The sequence below is a fragment of the Vibrio spartinae genome (genome assembly GCF_024347135.1).
GTDB classification, from domain to species: domain Bacteria; phylum Pseudomonadota; class Gammaproteobacteria; order Enterobacterales; family Vibrionaceae; genus Vibrio; species Vibrio spartinae.
Window position 1 is genome coordinate 2481146 of the sequence record NZ_AP024907.1, and the last position, 24113, is coordinate 2505258.

The window sequence follows — 24113 nt, forward strand, 5'->3', positions numbered from 1 at the left end:
TAAAAAACGAATCAAATAATAATTAAACGTTTGAGAAATGAATCAGTCTTCCCATAAAATAAGACCTTATCAGTTCGCTGTCCGCGGGCTTTCAAAGCGAGCAAGCAAGGTCTTCAATCAGTACCACAAAATAAATATAAGATACTGATAAATAACGATAAAATAATGTTATTATTATCATAATAATACGTGATCGTGTTGATATATTCAGGTAAAATAATAACCGTGTAATACACAGGAGACATCACAGTGAATACAATATGGTTAACCGGAGATGCTGTCGTTGATTTAATCCCTGACGGTGAATCTCATTATTTAAGATGCCCGGGAGGTGCACCGGCAAATGTCGCTGTTGCTATCGCTCGTTTAGGTGGAAAAAGTGCTTTTTTCGGCCGCGTCGGTTTTGACCCGATGGGTAAATTTATGCAACAGGTGTTGACTGAAGAATCGGTCAATACCAATTATTTACTGCTTGATAAAGCGCAGCGAACTTCCACTGTTGTCGTCGATTTAGATGATCACGGTGAACGTAGTTTCACATTCATGGTAAAACCAAGCGCTGATCAATTTTTAACGACCAATGATATTCCGCAGTTTCAACAAAATGAATGGTTGCATGTGTGTTCCATTGCGCTGGCAAATGAACCCAGTCGAAGTTCAACACTCGCAGCCATTCAACAGATCAAACAAGCCGGTGGCTCATTCAGTTTTGATCCAAATTTGAGAGAAGAAGTCTGGTCAAATCCTGACGAAATGATTCCGACCGTTATGCAAGCCGTGCATCAAGCTGATGTGGTCAAATTTTCCGCAGAAGAACTTACTTTACTGACAGGGACTGAAACGATTGAAGCCGGCCTACAAACATTGGCTGAATTTTCTATCCCTTTGATTGTCATTACATTAGGTGCAGAAGGGACGCTGATAGTCAGTCAGGGAGAACAGCTCAAAGTAGCTAGTCGTCCAGTCAATGTCGTTGATACCACTGGTGCCGGTGATGCATTTGTTGGGGGGATGCTCTGTCGTTTATCTGAGTTCGAACAATGGAAAAACCGAGCCACGATCATTGATGCGGTTACATGGGGTAATTGCTGTGGCGGTCTGGCTACCACACACAAAGGCGCCATGACCGCTCTGCCGCATCGTCATAAACTACTCGAACTGATTATGAGTTAATGTACTTCAGATAAAAACGGGTGAAGCGATTGCTTCACCCGTGATGTGAAAGATGTTATGAACGATAAGGCATTACTGGCGCCTGAAGTTCGTAAACCTGTAAATTCACTGTGGCATCTTTTACGGACAGTCGGGTGGCAGACTCGGGTGTAAAGGCCCGAGTCGTCATCACGGCTTCTCCATGATTGATAAAGATCTCCAGTGACGAATTATCAGCCAGAATCTGTAACGCGACATTACCGGAAGATAATTCAACTTCACGGACAGTATCCCCCTCCTCAATTTGAGTATGGGTACGATCAAGCAATAAACGATGTTTAATCGGATCAAGATAAATCTCAATATAGAACTGCTCGTCTTCAAATAAACGAAGCCGGCTTCCCCATTCAAGTTCTGCAAACAGCTCAAACGTTTTGGTGTTCAGATCGACAGCATCATTTTCTAAGCGGATATGATGTAATTCGCCCCGCAGCGCTGCCAATTCCCGTAATGGGTGCTGAACAATCTTCCCACCGACGAATTCAAGCTCACGTAATGCCGTTAGCTGGTGAATCCAGCCAGAACGACAAGTCGGATGCTTCAGTTCATCCGGTAATCCCATCCATCCGCACATCACTCGTCGTCCATCTGGCGTTTCCATACTCTGCGGTGCATAAAAATCAAAGCCGTGATCCAGCACTTGCAGTTTTGAAATTGAGATTTCATCCTGTGCGTTGAATGACACCAGAGCGATACGATTCTGATGTGGGACGGTATTTAATTCACTTTCAGGTTGAATCCCTTGCGGTGCAAAAACGAAACAATCCTGACCATTCACACTGAAAATATCCGGGCATTCCCACATATAACCAAAATCACCAAGTTCATGGCCATACAGATTATCAAATTGCCAATGACGGAGATCGGTGGAATGGTAAACCGCTAAACGACCTTGCATCGCTGTGGTTTGTGTGCCGAGAAACATCATCCATTTACCATTTCGGTAAATGATCTTCGGATCTCGGGTGTGCTCAGTCACGCCCGGTGGTAATTCCCGAATCACAGGACCAATTTTATGTAGCGGTTCTCCCGCTTGTGAGATCGCGGCACACTGCATGGTCTGACGATAGCGCTCTTCACCCAGCCTGACATTCCCCGTGTAAAATACCATCAACGCCTTATCCAGACTGACGGCATGACCAGAATAAACACCATGACTATCGAACCAATCTGACGGTGTCAGCGCAACATCAACCCATCGCCAATTCAGTAAATCGTCACTCAATGTATGGACCCAATACTTATCCGTATGGGCACAGCCAACTGGAGACCACTGGTAGAATAGATGGTACTGCCCGTCATGGAAGATAAATCCATTGGGATCATTCAATAACCCGCGAGGGGGAGCGATATGCCAAGACGGACGATAATGACAAGCAACCGGTTGTGCCAAATCGATTAGTGGTGTTCTTTGATGGGCTTCAATGGCTCTTCCCAGACGGAATAAAGCATCTTCATTCACGGTCGCATCAGATAAGTCGGTGAGATGCCATTCTCCCAATACGGTTTCAAGCACAACCTCAGCAGGCAAATCCTGAATGACATCCGGATCTCGGACAGCGAGAGAAACATGATGTTCTGGCAACAGTACCCGGTAGATATTACTGACGCCGCCAGCCAACTCGATGAGATCTTCTAAGCACATGTATCGATAATCCTATATTTCTGGGAACGTTCTCAAAATATAGATCTGTTCAAAAAATGCAAGAGAACACGACGAATTGGTCATACCAAATTCGTATTATGTGAACATTGGCACAACTCTTCACGAGTCAACAGGTTTCACGATCAATATTCTCGAAGGTCAACACGACTTTGCTCATTTCTTTACCACGCCCCTCAATTCGGTCGAGCAGCATTCTCGCTGCATTTTCTCCGGCTTTGTCGAAAGCGTAATTAAACGTTGAAAGTGATGGACTACTGATATACGCCAACTCATCATTACCAACCCCCAGCACTTTGACCTGCTCTCCGGCTGGAATCCCCATCTCCCGCATCGCTTTAATCGCCCCGACAGCAATTCGGTCTGTCGCACAAAATAGTCCATCGGTTGCCGGATATGCCTGTAAAAACTCACGTGCCAGCTGATAACCGGATTCAATCGAGAAGTCACCGTGGGCATGAAAGATGACTTGTTGATGATGCATTTGCAAAGACTTTTCCAGCCCCTGGGATCGGAGCTCATCGACGGCAAGGTCATCCGTTTGTACACCAATAAACCCAATCTGTTGACATCCTTGCGCGAGTAAACGCTGCCCGGCTTCATAGCCGACGCGAAAATCATCATGGAGAATACTGGGAATGTCATATAAAGAGCCATCCTGACCGATGAGCACCACGGGGACGGATGACTGTTGGATGGCTTTAATCAATGGCATATCCAAATGTGTCGCAAAAAACACAATCCCTTCAACCCGCTTCTGGTTAAAAATCTGGATATACTCAAGCTCTTTACTATGATTCTGATGGGTATTGGCCAGCAGAACATGTTTTCCCGCAGGTTCAAAAATAGCTGTCAAGCCGTCGACACCCTGTGCAGTTGCATGTGATGAAACCCGCGGAACAATGACACCAATAAGATTCGTTTTCTGGGATTTTAAATCTTTTGCGACCTGATTGACTACATACCCACATTGAGAAACAGCTTCTAATACCTTGATCTTAGTCGCTTTTTTCACGCCATATTCATTGTTAATCACACGTGAAACTGTTGATTTTGAAACACCAGCCAACCTTGCGACATCATGTAAACTCGCCATTCCGCTTCCTTATACCTTTGGAATCTATTGCAATCACACCCAGGTGCCTACAAAAACTGGGGATAAAGTGTCACCTTCAATCGTGACAACGTGATTTTACCCTTGTTTTCATCATAATTCGTCGCTCCATTAGCGATCTGACTCACATAATAGTCCACATGGTTTTGACCATTTGTTAATTATTGACAAAAATCCAAATTGCAAACGTTCCCAAAACATAAAATTATTTGTACACAAAAATATTATCCAATAACAGAATCGGAGTAAGTTATGGACTATCCAGTTATCGCGAAACAGCTGCTAGAGCATCTGGGTGGCAAACAGAACATCCAAGCATTGGCACATTGTGCAACTCGTTTAAGACTAGCACTCAAAGACGAATCAGTGATCAATGAAGATGCAATTAGCGAAATCGAAGGCGTCAAAGGTCAATTTAAAGTCGCAGGGCAATACCAAATCATTTTTGGTTCCGGAATTGTCAATCAAGTGTATGCAGCCATGTCAGAAGCAACCGGCATGGCTGAGATGTCAACCAATGATGTGGCACAAGCTGGTGCCAAAAAACAGAATATTGTCCAGCGTGCAGTCAAAGGTCTGTCTGATATTTTCATCCCCATTATTCCTGCAATTGTTGCCGGTGGTTTATTGATGGGGATATTTAATGTCCTCACGGCCAAGGGTCTGTTCATTGATGGGCAGTCGTTGATTGACGCCAATCCGGGACTGGCTGACCTTGCCAGCATGATCAATACTTTTGCCAATGCGCCATTTGTTTATTTACCCATTTTACTGGCATTCTCCGCAACCAAAAAATTCGGAGGTAACCCTTTCCTTGGTGCCGCACTGGGGATGCTGATGGTTCACCCGGATTTACTCAATGGTTGGGGATTCGGTAGTGCGTCCGTCCACGGTACAATTCCGACATGGAATATTTTAGGCTTCGAGATTCAGAAAGTCGGCTATCAAGGCTCGGTACTCCCGGTTCTTGTTTGTGCATTTATTCTGGCGAAGATTGAAAATAGCCTGCGGAGAGTGATCCCTTCAGTTCTGGATAATCTGCTCACACCACTACTGGCACTGTTCGTGACTGGCTTCCTCACTTTCACAGTCGTCGGCCCGTTCACACGAGATTTAGGTTTCTTATTAGGTGACGGTCTGAACTGGTTATACGAATCAGCAGGTTTCATCGGCGGGGCAATTTTTGGCTTAATCTATGCGCCTTTCGTGATTACCGGTATGCATCACAGTTTCATTGCGATTGAAACGCAACTTTTGGCTGATGTCGCAGTCACGGGCGGTACATTTATCTTCCCAATCGCAGCGATGTCCAATGTTGCTCAGGGGGCGGCATCTCTCGCTGTCGGTATGATGACCCGGGATCAAAAACTAAAAGGGATTGCAATCCCATCAGGGATTACAGCACTACTCGGTATCACAGAACCAGCAATGTTCGGTGTTAACTTAAAAATGCGCTATCCTTTCATTGCAGCAATCACCGGTTCGGCAATCTCCAGTGCTTTCATTACCTTTTTCCATGTTAAAGCACATGCACTGGGAGCTGCGGGTTTACCGGGAATTATTTCCATCAATCCGGCAAAACTCAGCTATTATATAATTGGTATGGTAATTTCGTTTATTACGGCCTTCGGACTTACTTATGCTCTAGGTGTGAGAAACAAAGCAAAACAGCAGACGAAAGCTGTGGCTTAGCCAACTCCACTACTCCCCCAAGCCCATCAATGATGGGCTTTTTAAACCACTTCATGACTGAGATGTTTCCCTATCTATCTCAACAGCGGTGAAACTGATATACACATCTCTCCCGGTTGCCAGCTCTTCAACATGATAAGGCCATTGATAGTGTTCGATAATACAACTGGTCAAATGCAGTCCCAGACCAAATCCAAGACTTTCATCCGTTTCGCCAATACCACTGCAGTTTCTAATTTTGACGGTCTGCCCTAACTGAATAATTTCGACCTGACCATGATAAGTATGCTGAAAAGCATTTCTGATCAAATTCCCCAACACAATTCTGACCATCCCTAAAGGCAATTGAGAACTGGCGGGTTCCGTTTCGATGACAATATCAATTTCTTTATCACGTACCAGATAATCCAGCTCATAGCGAATCTGGTGCACTAATTTTTCCAGATCCACATGTTCCGTCGATAGATTGTCAAACTTGCCCCGATTCAGCCAAAGCAGCGTTTCACATAGTTCTGTCATGGTCATACCCGCCCGGAGAATCCGATCCAGCACTTCCTGTTGCTTTTCTTGCGTCCCCTCTTTTTGCAAGAGGCGTTTCATCAACTGACTATTACTTCGGACCACCGAGATAGGTGTTCTCAATTCATGGCTGGCATGCGACAAAAATTGTTTCTCTCGATTCAGGGCCGTTTGTACTGATTGCAAACTTGAATGAATAATTTCAGCCAGATTGTTTAACTCGTTATAGTAAAAATCAGGCGCAGCACGATTGAGGTTGCCGGAAGAGAGTTCTTTCGCCCAGTCAATGAGACGCTCAACCGGAATGGCAATCCGGTGTAATAGGACCACCATAATCAATGAAAAGAGGGTAATCGCAATAATGGCGTAAATCAGAATGCGCAAATAATAATTTATATCCGCATTATTTTTCTGGAGATGAGAGAGGATATCGGTAAACACCCAAGAGATATAGAATGTCCCTTGTGGCGCATGATCATAACGCAAAACATAAGCAGCAGCGGTCGGAATATCAAACCAGTTATCCCGTTCCACATATTTGCCAAAAGCCTGATGAGTCTGCAATTTCGGGATGTGTTCCCTCACCAGTTCAGGAGTATCTTCCCAATGTTGATAAACAGCAAACCCCTGCAGTTGATTCGGATGCACCTCTGAACCTGCAATTTCCCGTGCCATTTGGGTCATACCATAACGAATCGTCACGTCAGACCCCTGGATAAAGAAACTGGCAGCTAAGGTAGAAAAAACAAGCACCACCAACGCACCAACTGAAATCACGGCAAATAAAAAATAAATTTTCAGACTACGACGAATTCGCATATCAATCTTCCGCCGCTTTGATAGCAAAACCAAAACTGGGAATGGTATGGATCAGTGGTTTGCCCCCCTCTTTATTGACTTGTTTGCGGAGGTTGAAGATATGAACCTTCAAACTGTTGCTATCAGGTTGTTCACTCCCCCAAACCGTCTGGATAAGTCTTTCCCGGGAAACGGTCGAGGGTGACTCACGCATCAGAATTTCCAGAATTTTAGTCGCAATCGGAGAAAGCTTCAGCAACTCACCGTCCCGGCGAACTTCTTTGACAGCCAAATCTAACTCAAGATCTTCAACGACTAGTTTGGAAACCTGACCGCTCTTTCTTTTCGAGAGAACTTTCACCCGCGCGATCAACTCTTCCATTTCAAACGGCTTCACCAGATAGTCATCTGCACCCTTCGAAAATCCTCGTAGTTTATCGTCAAGCGTATCCTTGGCGGTCAACATCAGAATCGGGACTTGAATGCCTTGAGAACGCACTCGTTCACAAACAATCAACCCCTCTATTTTAGGTAGGTTTAAATCCAGCACAATCACATCATATGTATGGCTGGTGATGAGATTATAGCCAATCTGCCCATCGGCTGCATAATCCGCTTCAATGTCCTCAAGCGCCATGTAATCGATGATAGCTGTCGCCAAATCTAAATCATCTTCGACAAGTAATACTTTCAGCATCTGAAATTCTGATCACCCTCTTGCCCGCAATTTTTACCTGACTGCTACATCACATGATAAGCATCTTCAGGTTACGTGTGTCAATATCCACACGCAATGTAATAATATTTTGGTTAAGAGTCGGTTAACTTCATCAAGAAGCTGAACAATTATGCCGCTGCGCGATTGATACAACCTGAACGTAATGTGCGGACAAAAGGAATGCCCTGCTGATCATGAGTCACTTCAGCATTCACGCCATACACATCTCGAATCAACTCTGGGGTTAATACCACTTGTGGCGCGCCTTGTGCAACAACTTTGCCTTGTTTCAGAACTAATAAATGATCGGCATACTGTGCGGCAAGATTCAAATCATGCAGCACCATCAGAGTCACCCAGCGCTGGCTTTCCGTCCGTTCAGCCAGATGGTCCAGTAACACATGTTGAAAATGAAGATCCAGTGCACTTACTGGTTCATCCAGCATTAAAATTTCAGGACGGCGCATCAATGCCTGCGCAAATAAAATCATCTGACACTGTCCGCCACTCAATGTCCGGACATCCTGATTCGCCAGATGTAATAAACCAATCTGCTTTAATGCGGTCAGCGCGTCTTCCAACATTCGATCATCGACCCGCAGACTCAATGCATCCAATTGCCCCAGTAAGACGACTTCTATCACCGTCAGGCTGACATCAAGGCGGATATCCTGAGGCATATAACCAAACTGCTGACGCCAGGCTGAAATTTTCTTGTGCTGAAGTATTTGGTCGCCAAAAACGATCTCTCCGGATTGGGGACGAATATCGCCAAATAGCGTCTTCAACAATGTGCTCTTCCCTGTACCATTCGGGCCGATAATGACGCTCACTTGACCGGGCTGAAGGCTAAAACCCATCTGTTCCGCCAAGGTTAACCCATCAATATTTAAATTTAAGTCAGTCACATGAAGCATTACTAACGCCTTTTACTAATAATGAGCCAGAAGAAAAACGGAACGCCGATAATTGCGGTAACAATCCCAATCGGAAACAGCGCTCCGGGAACAATCACTTTAGAAAGAACCGATGCACTGGAGAGTAAAAAAGCACCGATCAGAAAAGATAATGGCAGGAAAAAGCGTTGATCTTCCCCAACCAACATCCGTGCAATATTCGGTGCGACAATCCCGACAAAGCCAATAATGCCGACAAAGCTGGTTGCTGTGGCAGTCATCACCGCAACAATAAACAGGGTTTTCAGGCGCAAGCGAGCCACATGAACACCGAGACTTTTAGCCCGCTCTTCTCCGAGTCGCAGCGCGGTCAGTTTCCAAGAGTCTTTCAATAACATCAATAAACAGACGATCGTCACGGCCGCTGTAATAAGCAGGTTTGTCCAAGTCGCTTTCGACAGACTGCCAAATAGCCAAAATAGGATCTGCTGGCTCAATTCAGGAGAAGAAACAAACTGAACCAGTGACAACAATGATTGAAACAGGAACAGTAAGGCAATCCCGGCCAGAATTAACTGTCCGGAGGTGATATGGCGCATGGTTGCCAACGCAAACAAAAAGCAAGCAGAGAGCATACAGCAAAAAAAAGCGCCCAGCGGTACGGCAACGTATGATTCGAGCCCCATCGAGTCCATATAAAGCATCAACGCTGCACCAAACCCGGCGGCGGCGGCCATTCCCAATGTATAAGGACTCGCCATTGAATTATTCAGCAGCGTTTGCATCTCTGCACCACCAATGCCGAGTGAGCCACCCACAACCACGGCCATCAGAGCAATGGGTAATCTGAGGTTGGTCACGATAACTTGTGTCATCGGATCCACTGAAACAGGGAAACCCAACCACTGCAACAAGGCATTACCAACCCGTGAGATGTCAAGCATCGACGGCCCGGTGGCGACATCGAAAATAAACGAAGCAACGAGTACCGCTAAAATGGTACCAATCACCGTCCAACGCCTTTTTTCGTTGGCTCTTTGCTTCGCAACAGCATCAAGCATTAAATCGACTTGCATGTTTTAACTCCGGTGACAATATGGTCCGAGCAAACCATAACTTCTATCATGAATTGGTAATACGAACAGCAAAGTCCCCGCCATACCATCGTCATACGTTTCCCATTTACCCTGATCAGAATCGCGAACCACTGATGATACTCAGCTTAATCTAAGAAATCAGAAAGAGACTGCATTATATCTAAACAAATATGAGAGTCATTCTTATTTTCAAAAAAATATTATATCAGTCTGCTGAAGTCAGTTGATATCGTATCGATTCGATGTTTAAAATCACTCACGCTCACACAGCAAAACGAACATGACCCTCACAGCACAATCTAAAGGACATACCGATATGATTCCGTCTTCTCCATCATCGATTCCGGTTGTGCTGACCATCGCAGGCAGCGATAGCAGCGGTGGCGCAGGGATTCAGGCCGATATCAAAACCATCTCTGCAACGGGCTGTTATGCCTGCTCAGTGATGACTGCCTCCACCGCTCAAAACACCCAAGGCGTATTTGATGTATTACCACTTCCCGTCAATCATGTGATTCAACAGCTTGATGCGGTGTTTTCAGACTTAAATATTGTGGCCGTCAAAATCGGGATGCTCGCCAATGCAGAGATTGTCGAAGCAGTCGCCAACAAACTTCAGACCGTTCGTCCCCGCCATTTGGTTATTGACCCGGTGCTGTTATCAACCAGTGGTCGAATGTTACTGAGTCAAGACGCCTTGCAGCCATTACAAGACATGCTGTTACCAATGGCAGATTTGGTCACACCAAATCTGCCGGAAGCGGCCGTACTACTGGGCTATCCGACCAGTGATTCAGGGGAAAGACGAATCCGGCCGCGCCCCGAGATGATCGCGGATTTACAGCGACTCGGTTTACCTGCCATTTTACTCAAAGGTGGTCATGCCGATGACCCGCATTACAGCCAAGACTGGCTGATCACTGCATCAACGGCAACGATGTTCAGTGCCGCTCGGATTAACGAATCAAATACACATGGCACAGGCTGTACACTCTCTTCAGCCATTGCCGCTTATTTGGCTCGTGGCGATTCACTCTCTTCAGCCGTCGAAGCAGCTAAAACCTACATTTCCGGAGCCATTCGTCATGCAAGTCAATTGGATGTCGGTCAGGGGAAAGGACCGTTACATCATTTCTATCAACACTCTTTCGGTCAATGAGCACTCTTTCAGCCAACGAACACTCTTTCTTTCGGCCAACGAACAATCGTTCAATCATCGATCAGCCCATCAAGCACTCAGACATATCCTGCATCACCCAATATAAACCGTAATCGGCATACTGGTCTGTTTCTCGATTGACTTCAGCCGGGATAATAATGCGGCGCTGATGGCGTTTCCGGCGGTGAGCATCAGATTGCCGTTGGGGAGATAGAGATCGCGCTTGATCACCATACCCGGTTTAATTTCACTCAACCCGATACAGAGCTCAACACCGTCTTCAACCCGACCGGGTTGTTTCAACATCTCAAGGTACACATCAACCACCTGAGGATCATACAATTCACCCGCCTGTTGCTTCAGATATCCTTGCGCACTTCGGGTGGTCATTCTCTTCGGGTTATAAGGTGAAGCGACGTAAAAATCGTAGTCTTTCACCACTTTAATGATTCTGGCACTAATAGGGATTTCCGGCCCTCGCAGATGGTCCGGCCGTCCCAAACCATTATAGAGTTCATCCTGATGACGAATAATTTCGACCAATGGCTCAAAGCGCTTAATCCGTTCGACAATCGTTGCCCCGACGACCGCATTTGCACTCGGTGAAACCGGAACCTGACTTTCCGGATCGACTTTGGCCATTTCAATTTCAGCGTCCCGGGCACCGATCAAACCAATCTGATGCATGAGGCCACATAAATAGATATGGCCAATTTCTGTCTCCGATAATTTCAGACGTTGCGCGACAGACTTCGCCTGATTGGCAATTCGCTCAGCGTGATCCGCGGGGAACCCTGTTCGATGCTGAATAATCGCTGTCACCATGCCCAAAATATCTCTGAACGTTTTGTTGCGACTCTTCAGCAACATTTCCAGCCGAGAATTCGACGAGCTTAATGCTTGAGTTCTTTCCTGAACTTGTAATTCCAGTTGATGATTAAAATCGGATAATTTTTGGTTGGATGTTTCCAGCGCCTGATTCATCGTTTCAAGCTGTTGATTGCGTTCTTCAAGTTCTTCCGATAATCGCTCTTTTTCTTTGGTTAAGCGGAAAAACTCAGCGGACTTCGCAATGATCAGTTTTAAATTTTCATTGTCCCAAGGTTTACTGATGTAGGTATGAATGCCACCAGTATTCACAGCTCTCACGGTAGACTGGATATCACTGTATCCCGTCAGGAGAATACGAATCGCATCCGGTGCAATTTCTTTCGCCTGAGATAAAAACTCCGCACCATCCATCTCAGGCATTCGCATATCGGAAATAATGATTGAGACTTCATTCTCTTTCAAATACGCCAATGCTTCCCGACCATCACTAAAACTCACGACATCATAATCAAGACGAAGCACCCGATTAAGTGCTTTGAGAATATCATTTTCATCATCTAATAAGAGCAGTGTCAGTCGATCTGACGCTGTAGCATGACTTTCCATGATGATCGCTCCTGCTTCTGTTCGTTTATCAGAACAATATTAGGCTGGTTCTGATAAGCTCGGACTATCAACCCCGAATCACCGCCAAAAGAATTTTCTCTGTAAGTAATTCAATTATATTATACTTTTCAAAGATTGGTTAAAAATGTAGCGAATGCTGCCATACCCATATGATTCGGCCCTCAGTGGGCCTTGAACTTCCTGACGTAAGATTTGATAACCGAACCCTGACCATCACAGTCCACACAAAACTCATCTCATGCATATCCGGTTAAGGCATGCTAACAATACAAGGTAACCGAATCACAGCCTGAGTCCCCTTGCCTAACTCAGATTCAATCGCAATAAGGCCGAAGTGTTCTTCAATAATTTCTTTGGCAACAGAGAGTCCTAATCCGGCACCGCTCCCCACCTTCTTGGTGGTAAAAAACGGTTCAAAAATATGTTGCAAATGTTCCTCTGAAATCCCTTGACCATTATCTTGAATCGATAAACAAAGATTACGCTTTCTCGGGATAAGCACACTGGTCTCATATGTCAACCGAATACAAATAACGCCATCCGTATGTGTAATCGATTGGAAAGCATTCATAATCAAGTGGATAAACGCCTGTTGCAGTTTGTTGGATTGCCCTTTGACATACATGGGTCGCTCTGGTGCCTGATAATCAACCCTGGCCCGCATCTTGAGTTCACCAAGGAGCAGACCCAACGATGAACTAATCACATCCCGCAAGTCAACAACCCCGATATTTGAACTGGATACATGGTTATAGACATTCAAACTCGACACAACATTCTGAATTCGGGTGAGTCCTTCGAGTGTCTCGGAGATAATAGCCGCACTATCATCCAGCATCTCTGCTACAAATGGTTTTCGTGTCTCAGACGATGTCGATACAAATTGTTTAAATTCGCACATATAGGCACTGAGCGTCCCTAAATTACTCATGATGAATCCCAAAGGATTATTAATTTCGTGCGCGACCCCCGCTGCTAATTTTCCTAAAGAGGCAAATTTCTCAGTCTGTTCGACATCCCGATTGTGATACATCATCTCGGTCGATGTAATATAAGTGAGTGCAATCTTCACCACTTCAATAATGTAGTGTAATGCCCCTAAACTGTTTTGCTGCCACAACGTTTCAGACTGGGAAGTAAGTAGCATCATATAGTAACGAGAATGAATCTGAACCGTCACAACCAGCGCTTTGCTCATCGTCGGGAAAAAAGGCGCATAGTGTTCAGCCCAGAATCTGGAGCGTTCGAGTTGCTCAATAAAACAAAACTCATCTTGAGTGAACGTCGGAAAGTATTGCTCTCGGACCGAGCCAGTCAATTGCGGGCGAGAACGTATCAAACGCAGAGAATCTGGCTCATGGATCGCAAATAGATAAATGTCCGTATCTGCAAAGGTCTCGCTCATAAAGTCCACAAACAGATCGAGACTGTCATCCTGACTTTCTGATGTCAGCATCAGCCGCAGCGTATCCAGAGCAAGTTCGGGTTCTGCACACAACAAATCCTCCTCAGAGAATATCACCGGCTTGACTTGAATGTCGTTTTCTATTGACGAATGTCCCACATTATCTATCCTTCAGTGTTCAGGCCAAAACCAGAAAACGCAACTCAGCTTGTTGCTTGTTCAACGGCTTCATCAGTTGCAGTCACTTCATCGATAGGGAGCTGAATGATAAACTCACTGCCGGCTCCGATCTTACTCTGAACGGCAATGGTTCCCTTATGTGCTTTAATAATCCCATAAGAGACCGATAATCCCAACCCAGTTCCGGATCCCACGGCTTTCGTGGTAAAGAAAGGATCAAAGATGCGATCCTGAATATCAGGAGGAATACCGGTCCCCGTATCACGAATCCGAATCTCAACATAACGTTCATTGGTTTCATGGACGGAGATATGAATCGTCCCTTCCCCTTCAATCGCCTGACTGGCATTCAATAAAATATTCAGCAATACCTGATTGATTTGCATGGGTTGACAATAAACATCTGGAATATCAGTCTGATAATCTTTTTCAATCTCAATATTGTACTTAATCTCGTTATGAATGATTTTCAGTGTCGATTCAATGCCATTCACAAGGCTGGCATACCCCCATTCCGAACCATCAACATGTGAAAAATCTTTCAGGTTCTTCACAATAGACATCACTCGGGATGAACCTTCCAGTGACTCCTGAATTAAATCTGATGTGTCTTCCAAAATAAAACTAACTTGCTGCTGCTGTAAAACCGCTTGGCAATGCTCTGCCAACGCACTATCGCCACCTTCATCAATCATCTCTTTCATCTTCTCAATGACTTGAGCCAAGCGCTGAAAGTAATCATGCAAAGTCTGAATATTTGACGTGATAAAACCAACCGGATTGTTGATTTCATGAGCTATCCCTGCTGATAACTGTCCAATCGATGCCATTTTTTCAGATTGAATCAACTGCCCTTGCGTCTCTTCCAGTTTCTTAATCAACATTTTTTGTTCTTGATGTTCGATTTCCAATTGTTGAGAAATATTCCGCAGCTGAGATTGCTGGCTGGCTTGGATGGTCACGTCATAAATACAAAGACAGACATGCTCAATCGAGCCATTTTCATTATGGATAGGAATCACTTCCAGATTTTGGAACATTTGTTCTTCTTCACCTGATACGGGTCGAGAACTTTTGAAGGGTAAGACGTGTGGTTTTTGTTCCCATGACGAAAAACTCGATGACTCAATCACTAATGCAGTATCAATTTTTCGTTTCAGATAATCAGCGGAATGAGGAAAAAGCGTCAGAATATTCTGCCCTTGGATCGCGCCACCGGCATGAATCACCCGTGACTGAAAATACTCATTAGCTTTAACAATTAAGTAATCATTGCGAATAATACACAATGCAAAATTGAGCTGGTCTAACAAATCTGACAGTAATAACCTACTTTTAGCCATACTGACTCCTATAATAATTCATCAAGGCGCTCAAGCATTCGGTCTAAGTCTCTATCCGCAAAACAAATAATTGTTCTCGCTGCAAATGAATCTTTTTCAATCAAAAACGAAATTTCCATAATCAGAGAAAGTTTCCATTCAGAGACGGGTAAAGGCTGTCTCGAAGGTTCAAATAACACTGGCGGTTGAATTTTAGTTTTGACATCGATTTGTTCACACAACCCCTTGAGACTCGCCCCAGACAAAATATTTGAGATATCCAAAATACTTTCATCGACATTAATTGAATCGGAAGCATACCCTTTGACGCGATTCAGATCCGCCACAACCTGTTGGCATCCGAGACGACTGATTAAGGTAATCAGCTCACCATCCATCCCACCAAAAAAGGATTGTCGCGTATAATAGTAATCTGACTCTGATTTTCTCAGACGAGTTAAATCTTCATCAGTAGCTAAACGAATACTCGGCACAGAGATCGTGACATGGAGATCCAATAAAGTCGCGAGTTTATTCGCTGCTCTCCCCATCGATATATTCATAAACTCTTGAAGCGCATCTTGGTGATCGGCAGATAAAACCGTATTCATAACAATCCTACCTCATGTAATACATGTTTCAATTGTGTCGGGTCTAACGGTTTCTGAATAAATGACGCGGCCCCTAATTGTTTTACTTTATCCTGGGAATACGGTTGGATGTCTGCGCTAATCACGATGACGACCGTTTTAGCATCAATTTGATGCAGGTGTTCCAAAACCTGAAAACCATCCATTTCAGGCATGGTTAAATCGAGAAACATGACATCCGCCAACCCCTGATTATAATTACTGATCGCCTCTTTCCCATTTGACGCTTCATGAATACTCACATCCCACTGCTCAGGTAACGCTCTCATGACTGACTTCCGCGACATTTTTGAATCATCTGCTATCGTTACATTGATTGCCATTGGTATCTCCCTTACATTCAAGAAATCATCTGTGATATAGTTTGTCATCATATTGTTTTTAAAGATTTTATTATGCTATTTCTAATAATGGGATTAACGCCAACACCGCGTCACTGACAGCATTCGGTAATTGCTTAGCGATTTGCCTGAATTGTTCTTCTGTCTTGAATTTCTCAATGATGTAAGCCAGACCGACAATACTGCCATACACGACTGTCTCATCCTGACTGAGAAAATCAATATGGCTCTGAGATAAGATCATATCACCGATATCAATATCATATCCCCATAAAATCAGCAGATAAGCAGCCGCAACGTGGTGGTCATGGTAACCATCCTGCAACCCCAAATAGGTCCTGATATTTTCAAACGTTGCACCTTCTTCCAGCACGAGCAACGTCCCGATAGACGTTAATAGACTGGCAACAAACACTTTATCCTGTTCACGGCGGGCAAAACTCATCTCTTTCGCGATCAATCGTGCAATCGAACCGACTCTGAGGGCGCGTTCTGCAACCTGCTTATGCTGACTCGGTGAAACCCGGTGATGAGGAATTTGCGTTAATAAAGAAACAGCAATCGTTTCAATTAATGTCGCCCCCAATCGGCTGACCGCTTCAGACAGTGAATCCGTATGTCTTCTGAATCCGAAATACGATGAATTGGCAATTTGAAATATCCGGGCAACTAAGGAGGGTTCATGACTAATCACCTCCGCCATTAAATGCATGTCACAATTCGGTGAGGCAATCACACTCTGTAATTCCTGAACGGTATGCGGCAATACGGGCAAACCAGATAAAGATCCTAACTTCTGACGACACTCCGCATTAAACGGCATTTTATGTAAGCGTTCGGCACACTGAAACAGGTGCTCAAAATCATCCTGAGTAAATGGTTTGGGTAAAACGAAATGGGCATAACCGTGTGCTTTTTGAGGCAATCCTTGGGTTGTATCACCTGTCAACAGTACCCGGATAGACTCCGGTAAATTCATTTTGACTTCATTAAGTAACACATCACCACGCTTCTTTGGCATCAACAGATCAGAAATAAATATTGCAGGATGTTCAATGTCAGAGTCAGCCATGATCTCTTCCCACCGCATCGGTTCATCGAGGAGAAGAAACCGCCATTCGGGACGCAAACGACGAACCAACCGGCCAATGGCTTTTAACATAAACTCATCATCATCAACACATATCACTTCAAGACTTGCCATACCCCAACCCTTAACCCACAGAATCTAAATAATGATGAATCTCTTGTGTCAGCTCATGACACCATTGTTCAACGACACTGAGCCGAGTCGTCTGCAAACAAATATTATCCGTTTCATTGAGCGAGTCCGTTTCAATCTGCTGAAGAAATTCAGCTAGCTCATCTGCACCGATAAAGCGTGCTGATGATTTCATCCGATGAGATGTCATTCTGACATGTTGTATATCACCTTCCTGCCAATAGGAACGTAACTGAGACAATGATTCGTCCAGTGAGGTTAGATAACCACTGAGCATCTCACTGACATTCTCTTCACCAACCATGTCCGCAACCCTTGTCGGCTGGAAATACTGTAAGTCCGCCATGATGATTCCCCAAGATGACTGAGCTAAAATCGATACGTAATATTTACGAACGCTGTTTTCTCAATGCGTTAGGTTTAGTGTAGCTGATTCTCAGCAACGCGAAGGGACAAAACAGTGCGCCTGTTAACAGAAATCCCGATGTTCAGTCAGGGAAAAATAAAAAATCCCCCGAAAGTTACCTTTGAGGGATCAATCGATACCATCAGCATCACAATCTATTGTCGATAGCGCTACTCAGCAATCCCTGACAACGCCTCTTTTATCGTCACATCAATCGGTGTGCTCGGACGTCCTAAGAGCAAACGGAGATCGTTCGACGAACTCAATAGATCGCCCGCCGCCGCCCCGGTTTCAGCGTTCCCTAATACCATTGAAAATGGTGCCGGAACCCCCGCACTTTCCAACGCTTGAATATAGTCGGATTCAGACAGATTCTGATAAGTCATTGGTTGTCCTGTCGCTTTAGACAAATAATCCGCAAATTCAGCCAGTGTGAAACTCTGATCACCCGCCAGTTCGTAGATTTTACCGGCCTGTCCCTCATGTGTCAGGACATGAGCGGCAGCTTCAGCATAATCGCGACGGGGGGCAGAGGAAATACGCCCCTCTCCGGCACATCCAATCATCACGCCCTGTTGCAGAATCGCAGGGATCCCCATGGTATAGTTTTCCGAATACCAGCCATTTCTCAAAATCACGGCGGGGAGTGCGGACTCTTGAATCAAAGCTTCTGTCGCGACATGTTCTTCAGCCAACATCAGGGAAGAACGATCTGCCTTCAAAATACTGGTATAAGCCAGTAAGGTCACGTGCGCGGCTTTCGCGGCTTCAATCACGGTGCGATGCTGGGCAACGCGCTGTCCGACTTCACTGGAAGAAATCAGCAGCACTTTGTTCACACCGGCAAACGCATCCCGCCATGACTCAGGTTGAGTGTAATCTGCATACCGCACCTGAACCCCAAGTTTCGCCAAGTCCTGTGCTTTATGAACATCGCGCACTGTCGCGACAATTTGTGATGCAGGGACTTGTTGTCGTAAAGCCTCAATCACGAGACGGCCAAGCTGGCCGGTTGCTCCGGTAATCGCTAGCATAACTTCTCCTTTTGCTTTGTTATCTCAAAATCAATCACGGCCTCATTCACCATTAAACATCACAGATTAACCGACGTATCACGGACTGATTGCTCACAAGGCCAACTGATCCTATACTAGAATCAAAACTAACTTTTAGTAAGTACATACAAAAAGGTAAGTATGAAAAAAACATCTCAGCTTGAACAATATCAGCGCGGCAATGTCTTTATCGCGCAATGTCCGTCCCGGGAGGTACTCAACCATATCACCAGCCGGTGGGGAATTTTGGTATTGGTTGCTCTGAATGACGGCGCACGACATCGCTTTAGTGGACTCAAGAAGAGAATTACGGGGATTAGTGAAAAAATGCTGTCACAAACACTGCAAACTTTAGAACGCGATGGTTTTCTGACTCGGATTGCCTATCCTGTGGTACCGCCCCATGTCGAATACCAGCTCACCCAATATGGCCACACCGTGACACAAAAAGCGGCTATCCTTGTCGAATGGCTCGAAGACAATATTATTGATATCCAGCGTATTCAGTCTCGATATGATCAAGCGCGGATGGCACACGAGTCATCACTTCAAGCAAAAAAATAAGCGTGCCAAATGCACGCTTATTCATCACAAACCAGAAATATTCAGTCTCATCATTTATTGATCGATGGTGTCCAAAACGGATGAAACCTGAGTAGACGTTTGCTGATCAGCGGCTCGCCAACCGCCACCGAGTGCTTTATATAAATTGATCCGGCTCAGCAGCAAATTCAAATGCGATGACAGTTCGCTCTCCCGGGCACTAAATAATGACCGTTGTGCGTCGAGTAGATCCATATAACTATCATTCCCTTTTTCATAGCGCATCTTCGCCAAGTCATAATAGGTTTGATTCGCAGCCATATTATTCTGTTGTGCTTGCCACTCTTCCATATAGTAGGTCTGCCCTAGCAGAGCATCAGAGACTTCTTTAAATGCAGTTTCAATCGTCTGTTGATAAGCAACCACTGACTGCTGCTTCTTAATCTTTGCCACATCCAGAGAGGCTTGATTACTGCCCCAATCAAAGATTGGTAAAGAGATAGACGGCGAAAATTGCCAATACCCAGAATCCGAGTTAAATAACCCCGACAGAGAATTACTGGCACTGCCCGCGTTTGCTGTTAAACGAATACTCGGGAAAAATGCAGCTCGGGCCGCTCCGATATTTGCGTTGTCTGCTTTAAGGGCATGTTCAGCAGCCAAAATGTCAGGCCGCTTGAGTAACAACTCTGATGAGGTACCCATTTGCAACGCTGATAGCATCTGCCCGTTTTCCTCAGGTAAACGTCCGTCAATATATTGCATAATCGGTGCACCCACTAGCTGCCGCAACACATTGTATCCTCTCGCGACCGCCAGTTTGTACTGGGCTTGTGTCGCCTGAGCACCATGCAAGGCAGTCTGACTTTGCGCGAGCGTCAAAGCATCACTGTATCCGGCATCATAGCGAGTTTGCACCAGTGACAAGGTTTCTTGATATGCGTCGACCGTCTCCGTCGTCAACTTCAACAACTCTTGATTGGTGAGGAGATTCATGTAAGCACTGGCGACTTCACTGATCAGAGCAATCACCGTACTTCGTCGAATCTCATCCTGAGACAGATAACTTTCAAGTGCCTGATCACTCAGGCTTTGAACCCGCCCAAACAGATCCAGCTCATAACTCGTCACACCGACCGTTGCCCGATACTGGGAAGTATATGACTTCCCATTCCCCGTATTCGCATCAGAAAAACGCGTTCTCGAACCACTCCCCGAGGCATCCAGCCCCGGATAGCGTTCTGCGTCCTGAATTCGGTACGTCGCTCGTAAAGAAGCAACATTCAGCAAGGTCGTTTTCAAGTTTTTATTGTTTGCCAGAGCCAGCTCAATTAGTGACTGTAACCGCTCGTCCGGCATAAATGCATGCCAGTCAGGCAGCTCTGTTTCTGCTGTCTGACTGGCTGCAACACCTTGCCATCCCTGTGTTGAAGGGACATCAGGCTGGTGATAATCCGGTGCCAGACTACAACCACTTAAAACAGCCGCAACCATCAGTGGCAGCAACTTAACTTGCATCCGTTTTATCCTCCATAGCCGACGTCGCAGAGAATTCGCTTCTAGGCTTGGTGCGGAACAATCGCATCACCAAGACAAAGAATACCGGCACAAAGAAAATCGACAGCACCGTTGCGGATAACATCCCACCAATAACGCCCCAGCCGATTGCATTTCGGCTGGCAGCACCCGCACCACTACTGAGTGCTAACGGTAAAACCCCCAGAATAAATGCAAAAGATGTCATCAGAATCGGACGTAAACGCATTCGACAAGCGTCAACGGTTGCTTTGAACAGATCCATCCCCTCATCATACTGAGCTTTGGCAAACTCAACGATCAGAATTGCGTTTTTCGCCGACAGACCAATCGTCGTCAACAGCCCAACCTGAAAATAAACATCATTCGATAACCCTTTCAAGGAGGTTGCCAACACCGCCCCAAAGATCCCCAACGGCACAATCAAAATAACCGAGAACGGGACACTCCAACTTTCATAGAGGGCGGCCAGACAGAGGAACACGATGAGCAAAGAGATCCCATACAATAACATCGCTTGAGAGCCCGACTGTCTTTCCTGATATGAAGAACCGCTCCATTCCACATCAATGCCTTTTGGCAACTGACGAACCAGTTTTTCAATCTCAAGCATCGCATCACCAGAACTCTTACCGGGCGCGGCCGACCCTTGGATATTGACCGCAGGTGAAGCATTAAAACGCTCTAACCGTGGCGAACCATAGGTCCAGTAAGTTTTCGCAAAGGTGTCAAACGGCACCATGTCTCCTTCTGCGTTACGAACATGCCATAGATTGAAGTCTTCAGGATTCATCCGAAATGGTGCATCCGCCTGAACATATACTTTCTTAATCCGTCCGTTATCGATAAAGTCGTTGACATAAGTCGATCCCCACGCTGTTGATAACGTTGAGTTAATGTCGTTAACAGCGACACCCATTGCCATCGCTTTTTCATAATCGATATCAATTCGGAACTGAGCCGTATCTTCCATCCCATTGGGTCGAACAGACATCAGATTCGGATCCTTCGCCGCCATCCCCAACAATTGGTTACGCGCCTGAATCAGAGCTTCGTGTCCGAGGTTACCGCGGTCAACCAGATACGCATCAAAGCCACTGGCTGTCCCCAACGAGATAATCGGTGGCAGGTTAAATGCAAATATTTGTGCTTCTTTAATCTGTCCCAAAGCACCCCATGCACGCCCGATAATGGCTTCGACGGACTGTGAAGGCTTGGTTCGCTGACTCCAGTCCTTCAGTTTGACGAATCCCAGCCCCATATTCTGGCCACGTCCGGCAAAACTAAACCCTGCAACCGTAAAGACCGACTCAACATCATTTTTTTCGTCTTGCAAAAAATGATTGCGGACTTTTTCCATCACATTGAGTGTCCGCTCCTGCGTTGCGCCGGCAGGTAGTTTAACCATGACCATCAAGACGCCCTGATCTTCATCAGGCAGGAAGGAGGTCGGCAATTTGTTCCACAGTAAACCTAACCCACCGACAATTAATGCATAGATCACCAGATATCTGATTTTCTGGTGAATGCCTTTTTCTACCGTGCCGGTATAGCGTACCGTTCCCTGATTAAACAGTCGGTTAAACAGGGCAATCGGGCCACGTTTCGCCTGATGACTTCCCTCCGAAAGTGGCTTCAGAATCGTCGCACACAGTGCTGGGGTGAGAATCATCGCCACTAAAACAGACAGCGCCATGGAAGAGACGATTGTCAGAGAGAACTGCCGATAAATGGCCCCGGCAGCACCACCAAAGAAAGCCATCGGGACAAATACCGCGCTCAGAACCAGAGCAATTCCGACCAGTGCACCGGTAATCTGTCCCATCGACTTACGAGTTGCTTCTAAGGGAGATGAACCGTCTTCTGCCATCACCCGTTCGACGTTTTCAACCACAACAATCGCGTCATCCACCAGCAGACCAATCGCCAGCACCAAACCAAACATTGTCAGGGTGTTAATTGAAAACCCGAAGGCCGCCATGATGCCCATCGTCCCCAATAACACGACCGGCACCGCAATGGTCGGAATCAGGGTCGCGCGGAAGTTCTGCAAGAAGAGGTACATGACCAAAAAGACCAGTACAACGGCTTCAATCAGGGTATGAACCACCTCTTCAATCGAGATTTTAACGAATGGGGTTGTATCGAATGGGTAAACAACTTTCAGCGAGCTGGGGAAGAATGGTTTCAATTCCTCCATCTTGGCACGCACAGCATCTGCGGTATCCAACGCATTGGCACCGGTGGCAAGCCGAATCGCGATCCCCGTTGCCGACGAACCATTGAACCGAGCAACTGCGGCATAACTTTCACCACCGATTTCAATGCGTGCAACATCCTGCAAACGAATTTGGGAACCATCGGTATCAACTTTAAGCAGGATATTTTTAAAATCGCTGACACTACTCAGACGTCCCTGAGCCGTGATAGTTGCAGTCAGTTGTTGCCCCTTGACTGCGGGCGTTCCACCCAATTCACCGACAGATACCTGTGTATTCTGCGCGGTAATGGCACGGAGTACATCACTGGAAGTCAGACTGAAGTTGTTCAGTTTATGTGGATCCAGCCAGATTCGCATCGCATGTTGCGCCCCAAAGACTTGGGTTTCACCCACCCCCTGAACACGGCTAATCGGATCTTTGACATTTGAGGAGATATAATCCGCGATACTGGTATTGTTCATGCTGCCATCAGATGAAATAAAACCGATCACCATCAAGAAGCTACTGGTTGATTTCGCAACCGTAATCCCTCGGGTCACAACCGACTCAGGCAGTGATGATTCAACGCCAGACAATTTATTCTGTACCTGAACCTGAGCGATATCCGGGTTCGTCCCCGTTGCAAATGTCAGATTAATAGAAAATGAACCGGACGAATCACTGTTGGAAGACATATACAACAAATTATCGATACCATTCATGTTTTGTTCGATAACCTGCGTCACACTGTTTTCCACGGTTTTGGCAGACGCACCGACATAAACACCAGAGATACTCACCGCCGGTGGTGCAATCTGTGGATACTGCTCAATCGGTAAAGTTTTGATGGACAGCACACCGGCAAGCATGATCACAATCGCAATCACCCATGCAAAAATCGGTCTGTCGATAAAAAAGCGAACCAT

20 protein-coding genes are annotated in these 24113 nt (G+C 45.7%); 4 read left to right on the plus strand and 16 right to left on the minus strand.

Translation table 11 applies throughout. The features are described from left to right. Positions 1-249 precede the first annotated feature (249 nt). Positions 250-1173 carry an aminoimidazole riboside kinase gene (locus OCU60_RS10845; protein ID WP_074373380.1) on the plus strand — a complete coding sequence of 308 codons (924 nt, stop codon included), beginning with the start codon at positions 250-252 and terminating at the stop codon, positions 1171-1173. 55 nt (positions 1174-1228) lie between these two features. On the opposite strand, the gene OCU60_RS10850 is transcribed toward OCU60_RS10845, so the two are convergent. Together OCU60_RS10850 and OCU60_RS10855 are read right to left on the minus strand one after the other, a co-directional pair. Further along, a complete protein-coding gene (locus OCU60_RS10850; RefSeq protein WP_074373379.1) occupies positions 1229-2857 on the minus strand; it encodes a glycoside hydrolase family 32 protein in 1629 nt (542 codons plus the stop codon). Between the two features lie 127 nt (positions 2858-2984). Beyond that, positions 2985-3971, minus strand: a complete 987-nt coding sequence (locus tag OCU60_RS10855; RefSeq protein WP_074373378.1) for a LacI family DNA-binding transcriptional regulator — start codon at positions 3969-3971, stop codon at positions 2985-2987. Positions 3972-4241: 270 nt separating this feature from the next. Between OCU60_RS10855 and OCU60_RS10860 the strand changes: the two genes are divergently transcribed. Continuing rightward, on the plus strand, positions 4242-5681 hold the full coding sequence (locus OCU60_RS10860; RefSeq protein ID WP_074373377.1) for a sucrose-specific PTS transporter subunit IIBC: 1440 nt from the start codon (positions 4242-4244) through the stop codon (positions 5679-5681). A 51-nt stretch (positions 5682-5732) separates the two neighbouring features. On the opposite strand, the gene OCU60_RS10865 is transcribed toward OCU60_RS10860, so the two are convergent. The 4 genes from OCU60_RS10865 to OCU60_RS10880 form a co-directional block, all read right to left on the minus strand. Next, entirely contained in the window at positions 5733-7019 is a 1287-nt protein-coding gene (locus OCU60_RS10865; protein WP_074373376.1) for a sensor histidine kinase, read from the minus strand. Position 7020: 1 nt separating this feature from the next. Further along, complete coding sequence (locus tag OCU60_RS10870; RefSeq protein WP_074373375.1) at positions 7021-7695, minus strand: response regulator transcription factor; 675 nt, start codon at positions 7693-7695, stop codon at positions 7021-7023. A gap of 149 nt (positions 7696-7844) precedes the next feature. Then, a complete protein-coding gene (locus OCU60_RS10875) occupies positions 7845-8633 on the minus strand; it encodes an ABC transporter ATP-binding protein (protein ID WP_074373374.1) in 789 nt (262 codons plus the stop codon). 2 nt (positions 8634-8635) lie between these two features. Further along, on the minus strand, positions 8636-9688 hold the full coding sequence (locus tag OCU60_RS10880; RefSeq protein ID WP_074373373.1) for a FecCD family ABC transporter permease: 1053 nt from the start codon (positions 9686-9688) through the stop codon (positions 8636-8638). Between the two features lie 301 nt (positions 9689-9989). On the opposite strand from OCU60_RS10880, the gene thiD reads away from it, so the two are divergent. Beyond that, positions 9990-10868 (plus strand): bifunctional hydroxymethylpyrimidine kinase/phosphomethylpyrimidine kinase, encoded by an 879-nt coding sequence (gene thiD, locus OCU60_RS10885; protein ID WP_074373372.1) that lies wholly within the window; start codon positions 9990-9992, stop codon positions 10866-10868. 93 nt (positions 10869-10961) lie between these two features. Here the strand turns inward: thiD and OCU60_RS10890 are convergent, their stop codons facing one another. The 8 genes from OCU60_RS10890 to OCU60_RS10925 all read right to left on the minus strand — a co-directional run bounded on the left by OCU60_RS10890 (position 10962) and on the right by OCU60_RS10925 (position 18886). After that, complete coding sequence (locus OCU60_RS10890) at positions 10962-12305, minus strand: response regulator (protein ID WP_074373371.1); 1344 nt, start codon at positions 12303-12305, stop codon at positions 10962-10964. 271 nt (positions 12306-12576) lie between these two features. Next, positions 12577-13890 carry a sensor histidine kinase gene (locus OCU60_RS10895; protein ID WP_083602669.1) on the minus strand — a complete coding sequence of 438 codons (1314 nt, stop codon included), beginning with the start codon at positions 13888-13890 and terminating at the stop codon, positions 12577-12579. Positions 13891-13934: 44 nt separating this feature from the next. Continuing rightward, positions 13935-15254, minus strand: a complete 1320-nt coding sequence (locus OCU60_RS10900) for a sensor histidine kinase (RefSeq protein WP_074373370.1) — start codon at positions 15252-15254, stop codon at positions 13935-13937. 8 nt (positions 15255-15262) lie between these two features. Then, on the minus strand, positions 15263-15844 hold the full coding sequence (locus OCU60_RS10905; RefSeq protein ID WP_074373369.1) for a chemotaxis protein CheC: 582 nt from the start codon (positions 15842-15844) through the stop codon (positions 15263-15265). Next, positions 15841-16206 carry a response regulator gene (locus OCU60_RS10910; RefSeq protein ID WP_074373368.1) on the minus strand — a complete coding sequence of 122 codons (366 nt, stop codon included), beginning with the start codon at positions 16204-16206 and terminating at the stop codon, positions 15841-15843. The genes OCU60_RS10905 and OCU60_RS10910 overlap by 4 nt, the downstream gene beginning before the upstream one ends. Positions 16207-16276: 70 nt before the next feature. Continuing rightward, positions 16277-17428, minus strand: coding sequence for an HDOD domain-containing protein (locus OCU60_RS10915; protein ID WP_074373367.1), 1152 nt, complete (start codon positions 17426-17428; stop codon positions 16277-16279). A 10-nt stretch (positions 17429-17438) separates the two neighbouring features. Next, entirely contained in the window at positions 17439-17792 is a 354-nt protein-coding gene (locus OCU60_RS10920; protein ID WP_083602668.1) for an Hpt domain-containing protein, read from the minus strand. Positions 17793-18022: 230 nt separating this feature from the next. After that, entirely contained in the window at positions 18023-18886 is an 864-nt protein-coding gene (locus OCU60_RS10925) for an SDR family oxidoreductase (protein WP_074373366.1), read from the minus strand. Between the two features lie 162 nt (positions 18887-19048). On the opposite strand from OCU60_RS10925, the gene OCU60_RS10930 reads away from it, so the two are divergent. Further along, positions 19049-19471, plus strand: coding sequence for a winged helix-turn-helix transcriptional regulator (locus OCU60_RS10930; RefSeq protein ID WP_139302124.1), 423 nt, complete (start codon positions 19049-19051; stop codon positions 19469-19471). A gap of 54 nt (positions 19472-19525) precedes the next feature. Here the strand turns inward: OCU60_RS10930 and OCU60_RS10935 are convergent, their stop codons facing one another. Next, positions 19526-20968 carry an efflux transporter outer membrane subunit gene (locus tag OCU60_RS10935; protein WP_074373365.1) on the minus strand — a complete coding sequence of 481 codons (1443 nt, stop codon included), beginning with the start codon at positions 20966-20968 and terminating at the stop codon, positions 19526-19528. Beyond that, entirely contained in the window at positions 20958-24113 is a 3156-nt protein-coding gene (locus tag OCU60_RS10940; protein ID WP_074373364.1) for an efflux RND transporter permease subunit, read from the minus strand. Before OCU60_RS10940 ends, OCU60_RS10935 begins: the two co-directional genes overlap by 11 nt.

Coding starts and splice junctions, on each gene's coding strand:
- OCU60_RS10925 (WP_074373366.1), bottom strand. CDS start 18,886: ATGCTAGCGATTACCGGAGCAACCGGCCAGCTTGGCCGTCTCGTGATT.
- OCU60_RS10860 (WP_074373377.1), top strand. CDS start 4,242: ATGGACTATCCAGTTATCGCGAAACAGCTGCTAGAGCATCTGGGTGGC.
- OCU60_RS10940 (WP_074373364.1), bottom strand. CDS start 24,113: ATGGTTCGCTTTTTTATCGACAGACCGATTTTTGCATGGGTGATTGCG.
- OCU60_RS10850 (WP_074373379.1), bottom strand. CDS start 2,857: ATGTGCTTAGAAGATCTCATCGAGTTGGCTGGCGGCGTCAGTAATATC.
- OCU60_RS10855 (WP_074373378.1), bottom strand. CDS start 3,971: ATGGCGAGTTTACATGATGTCGCAAGGTTGGCTGGTGTTTCAAAATCA.
- OCU60_RS10930 (WP_139302124.1), top strand. CDS start 19,049: ATGAAAAAAACATCTCAGCTTGAACAATATCAGCGCGGCAATGTCTTT.
- OCU60_RS10910 (WP_074373368.1), bottom strand. CDS start 16,206: ATGGCAATCAATGTAACGATAGCAGATGATTCAAAAATGTCGCGGAAG.
- OCU60_RS10880 (WP_074373373.1), bottom strand. CDS start 9,688: ATGCAAGTCGATTTAATGCTTGATGCTGTTGCGAAGCAAAGAGCCAAC.
- OCU60_RS10890 (WP_074373371.1), bottom strand. CDS start 12,305: ATGGAAAGTCATGCTACAGCGTCAGATCGACTGACACTGCTCTTATTA.
- OCU60_RS10915 (WP_074373367.1), bottom strand. CDS start 17,428: ATGGCAAGTCTTGAAGTGATATGTGTTGATGATGATGAGTTTATGTTA.
- OCU60_RS10865 (WP_074373376.1), bottom strand. CDS start 7,019: ATGCGAATTCGTCGTAGTCTGAAAATTTATTTTTTATTTGCCGTGATT.
- OCU60_RS10870 (WP_074373375.1), bottom strand. CDS start 7,695: ATGCTGAAAGTATTACTTGTCGAAGATGATTTAGATTTGGCGACAGCT.
- thiD (WP_074373372.1), top strand. CDS start 9,990: ATGACCCTCACAGCACAATCTAAAGGACATACCGATATGATTCCGTCT.
- OCU60_RS10900 (WP_074373370.1), bottom strand. CDS start 15,254: ATGGCTAAAAGTAGGTTATTACTGTCAGATTTGTTAGACCAGCTCAAT.
- OCU60_RS10875 (WP_074373374.1), bottom strand. CDS start 8,633: ATGCTTCATGTGACTGACTTAAATTTAAATATTGATGGGTTAACCTTG.
- OCU60_RS10935 (WP_074373365.1), bottom strand. CDS start 20,968: ATGCAAGTTAAGTTGCTGCCACTGATGGTTGCGGCTGTTTTAAGTGGT.
- OCU60_RS10920 (WP_083602668.1), bottom strand. CDS start 17,792: ATGGCGGACTTACAGTATTTCCAGCCGACAAGGGTTGCGGACATGGTT.
- OCU60_RS10905 (WP_074373369.1), bottom strand. CDS start 15,844: ATGAATACGGTTTTATCTGCCGATCACCAAGATGCGCTTCAAGAGTTT.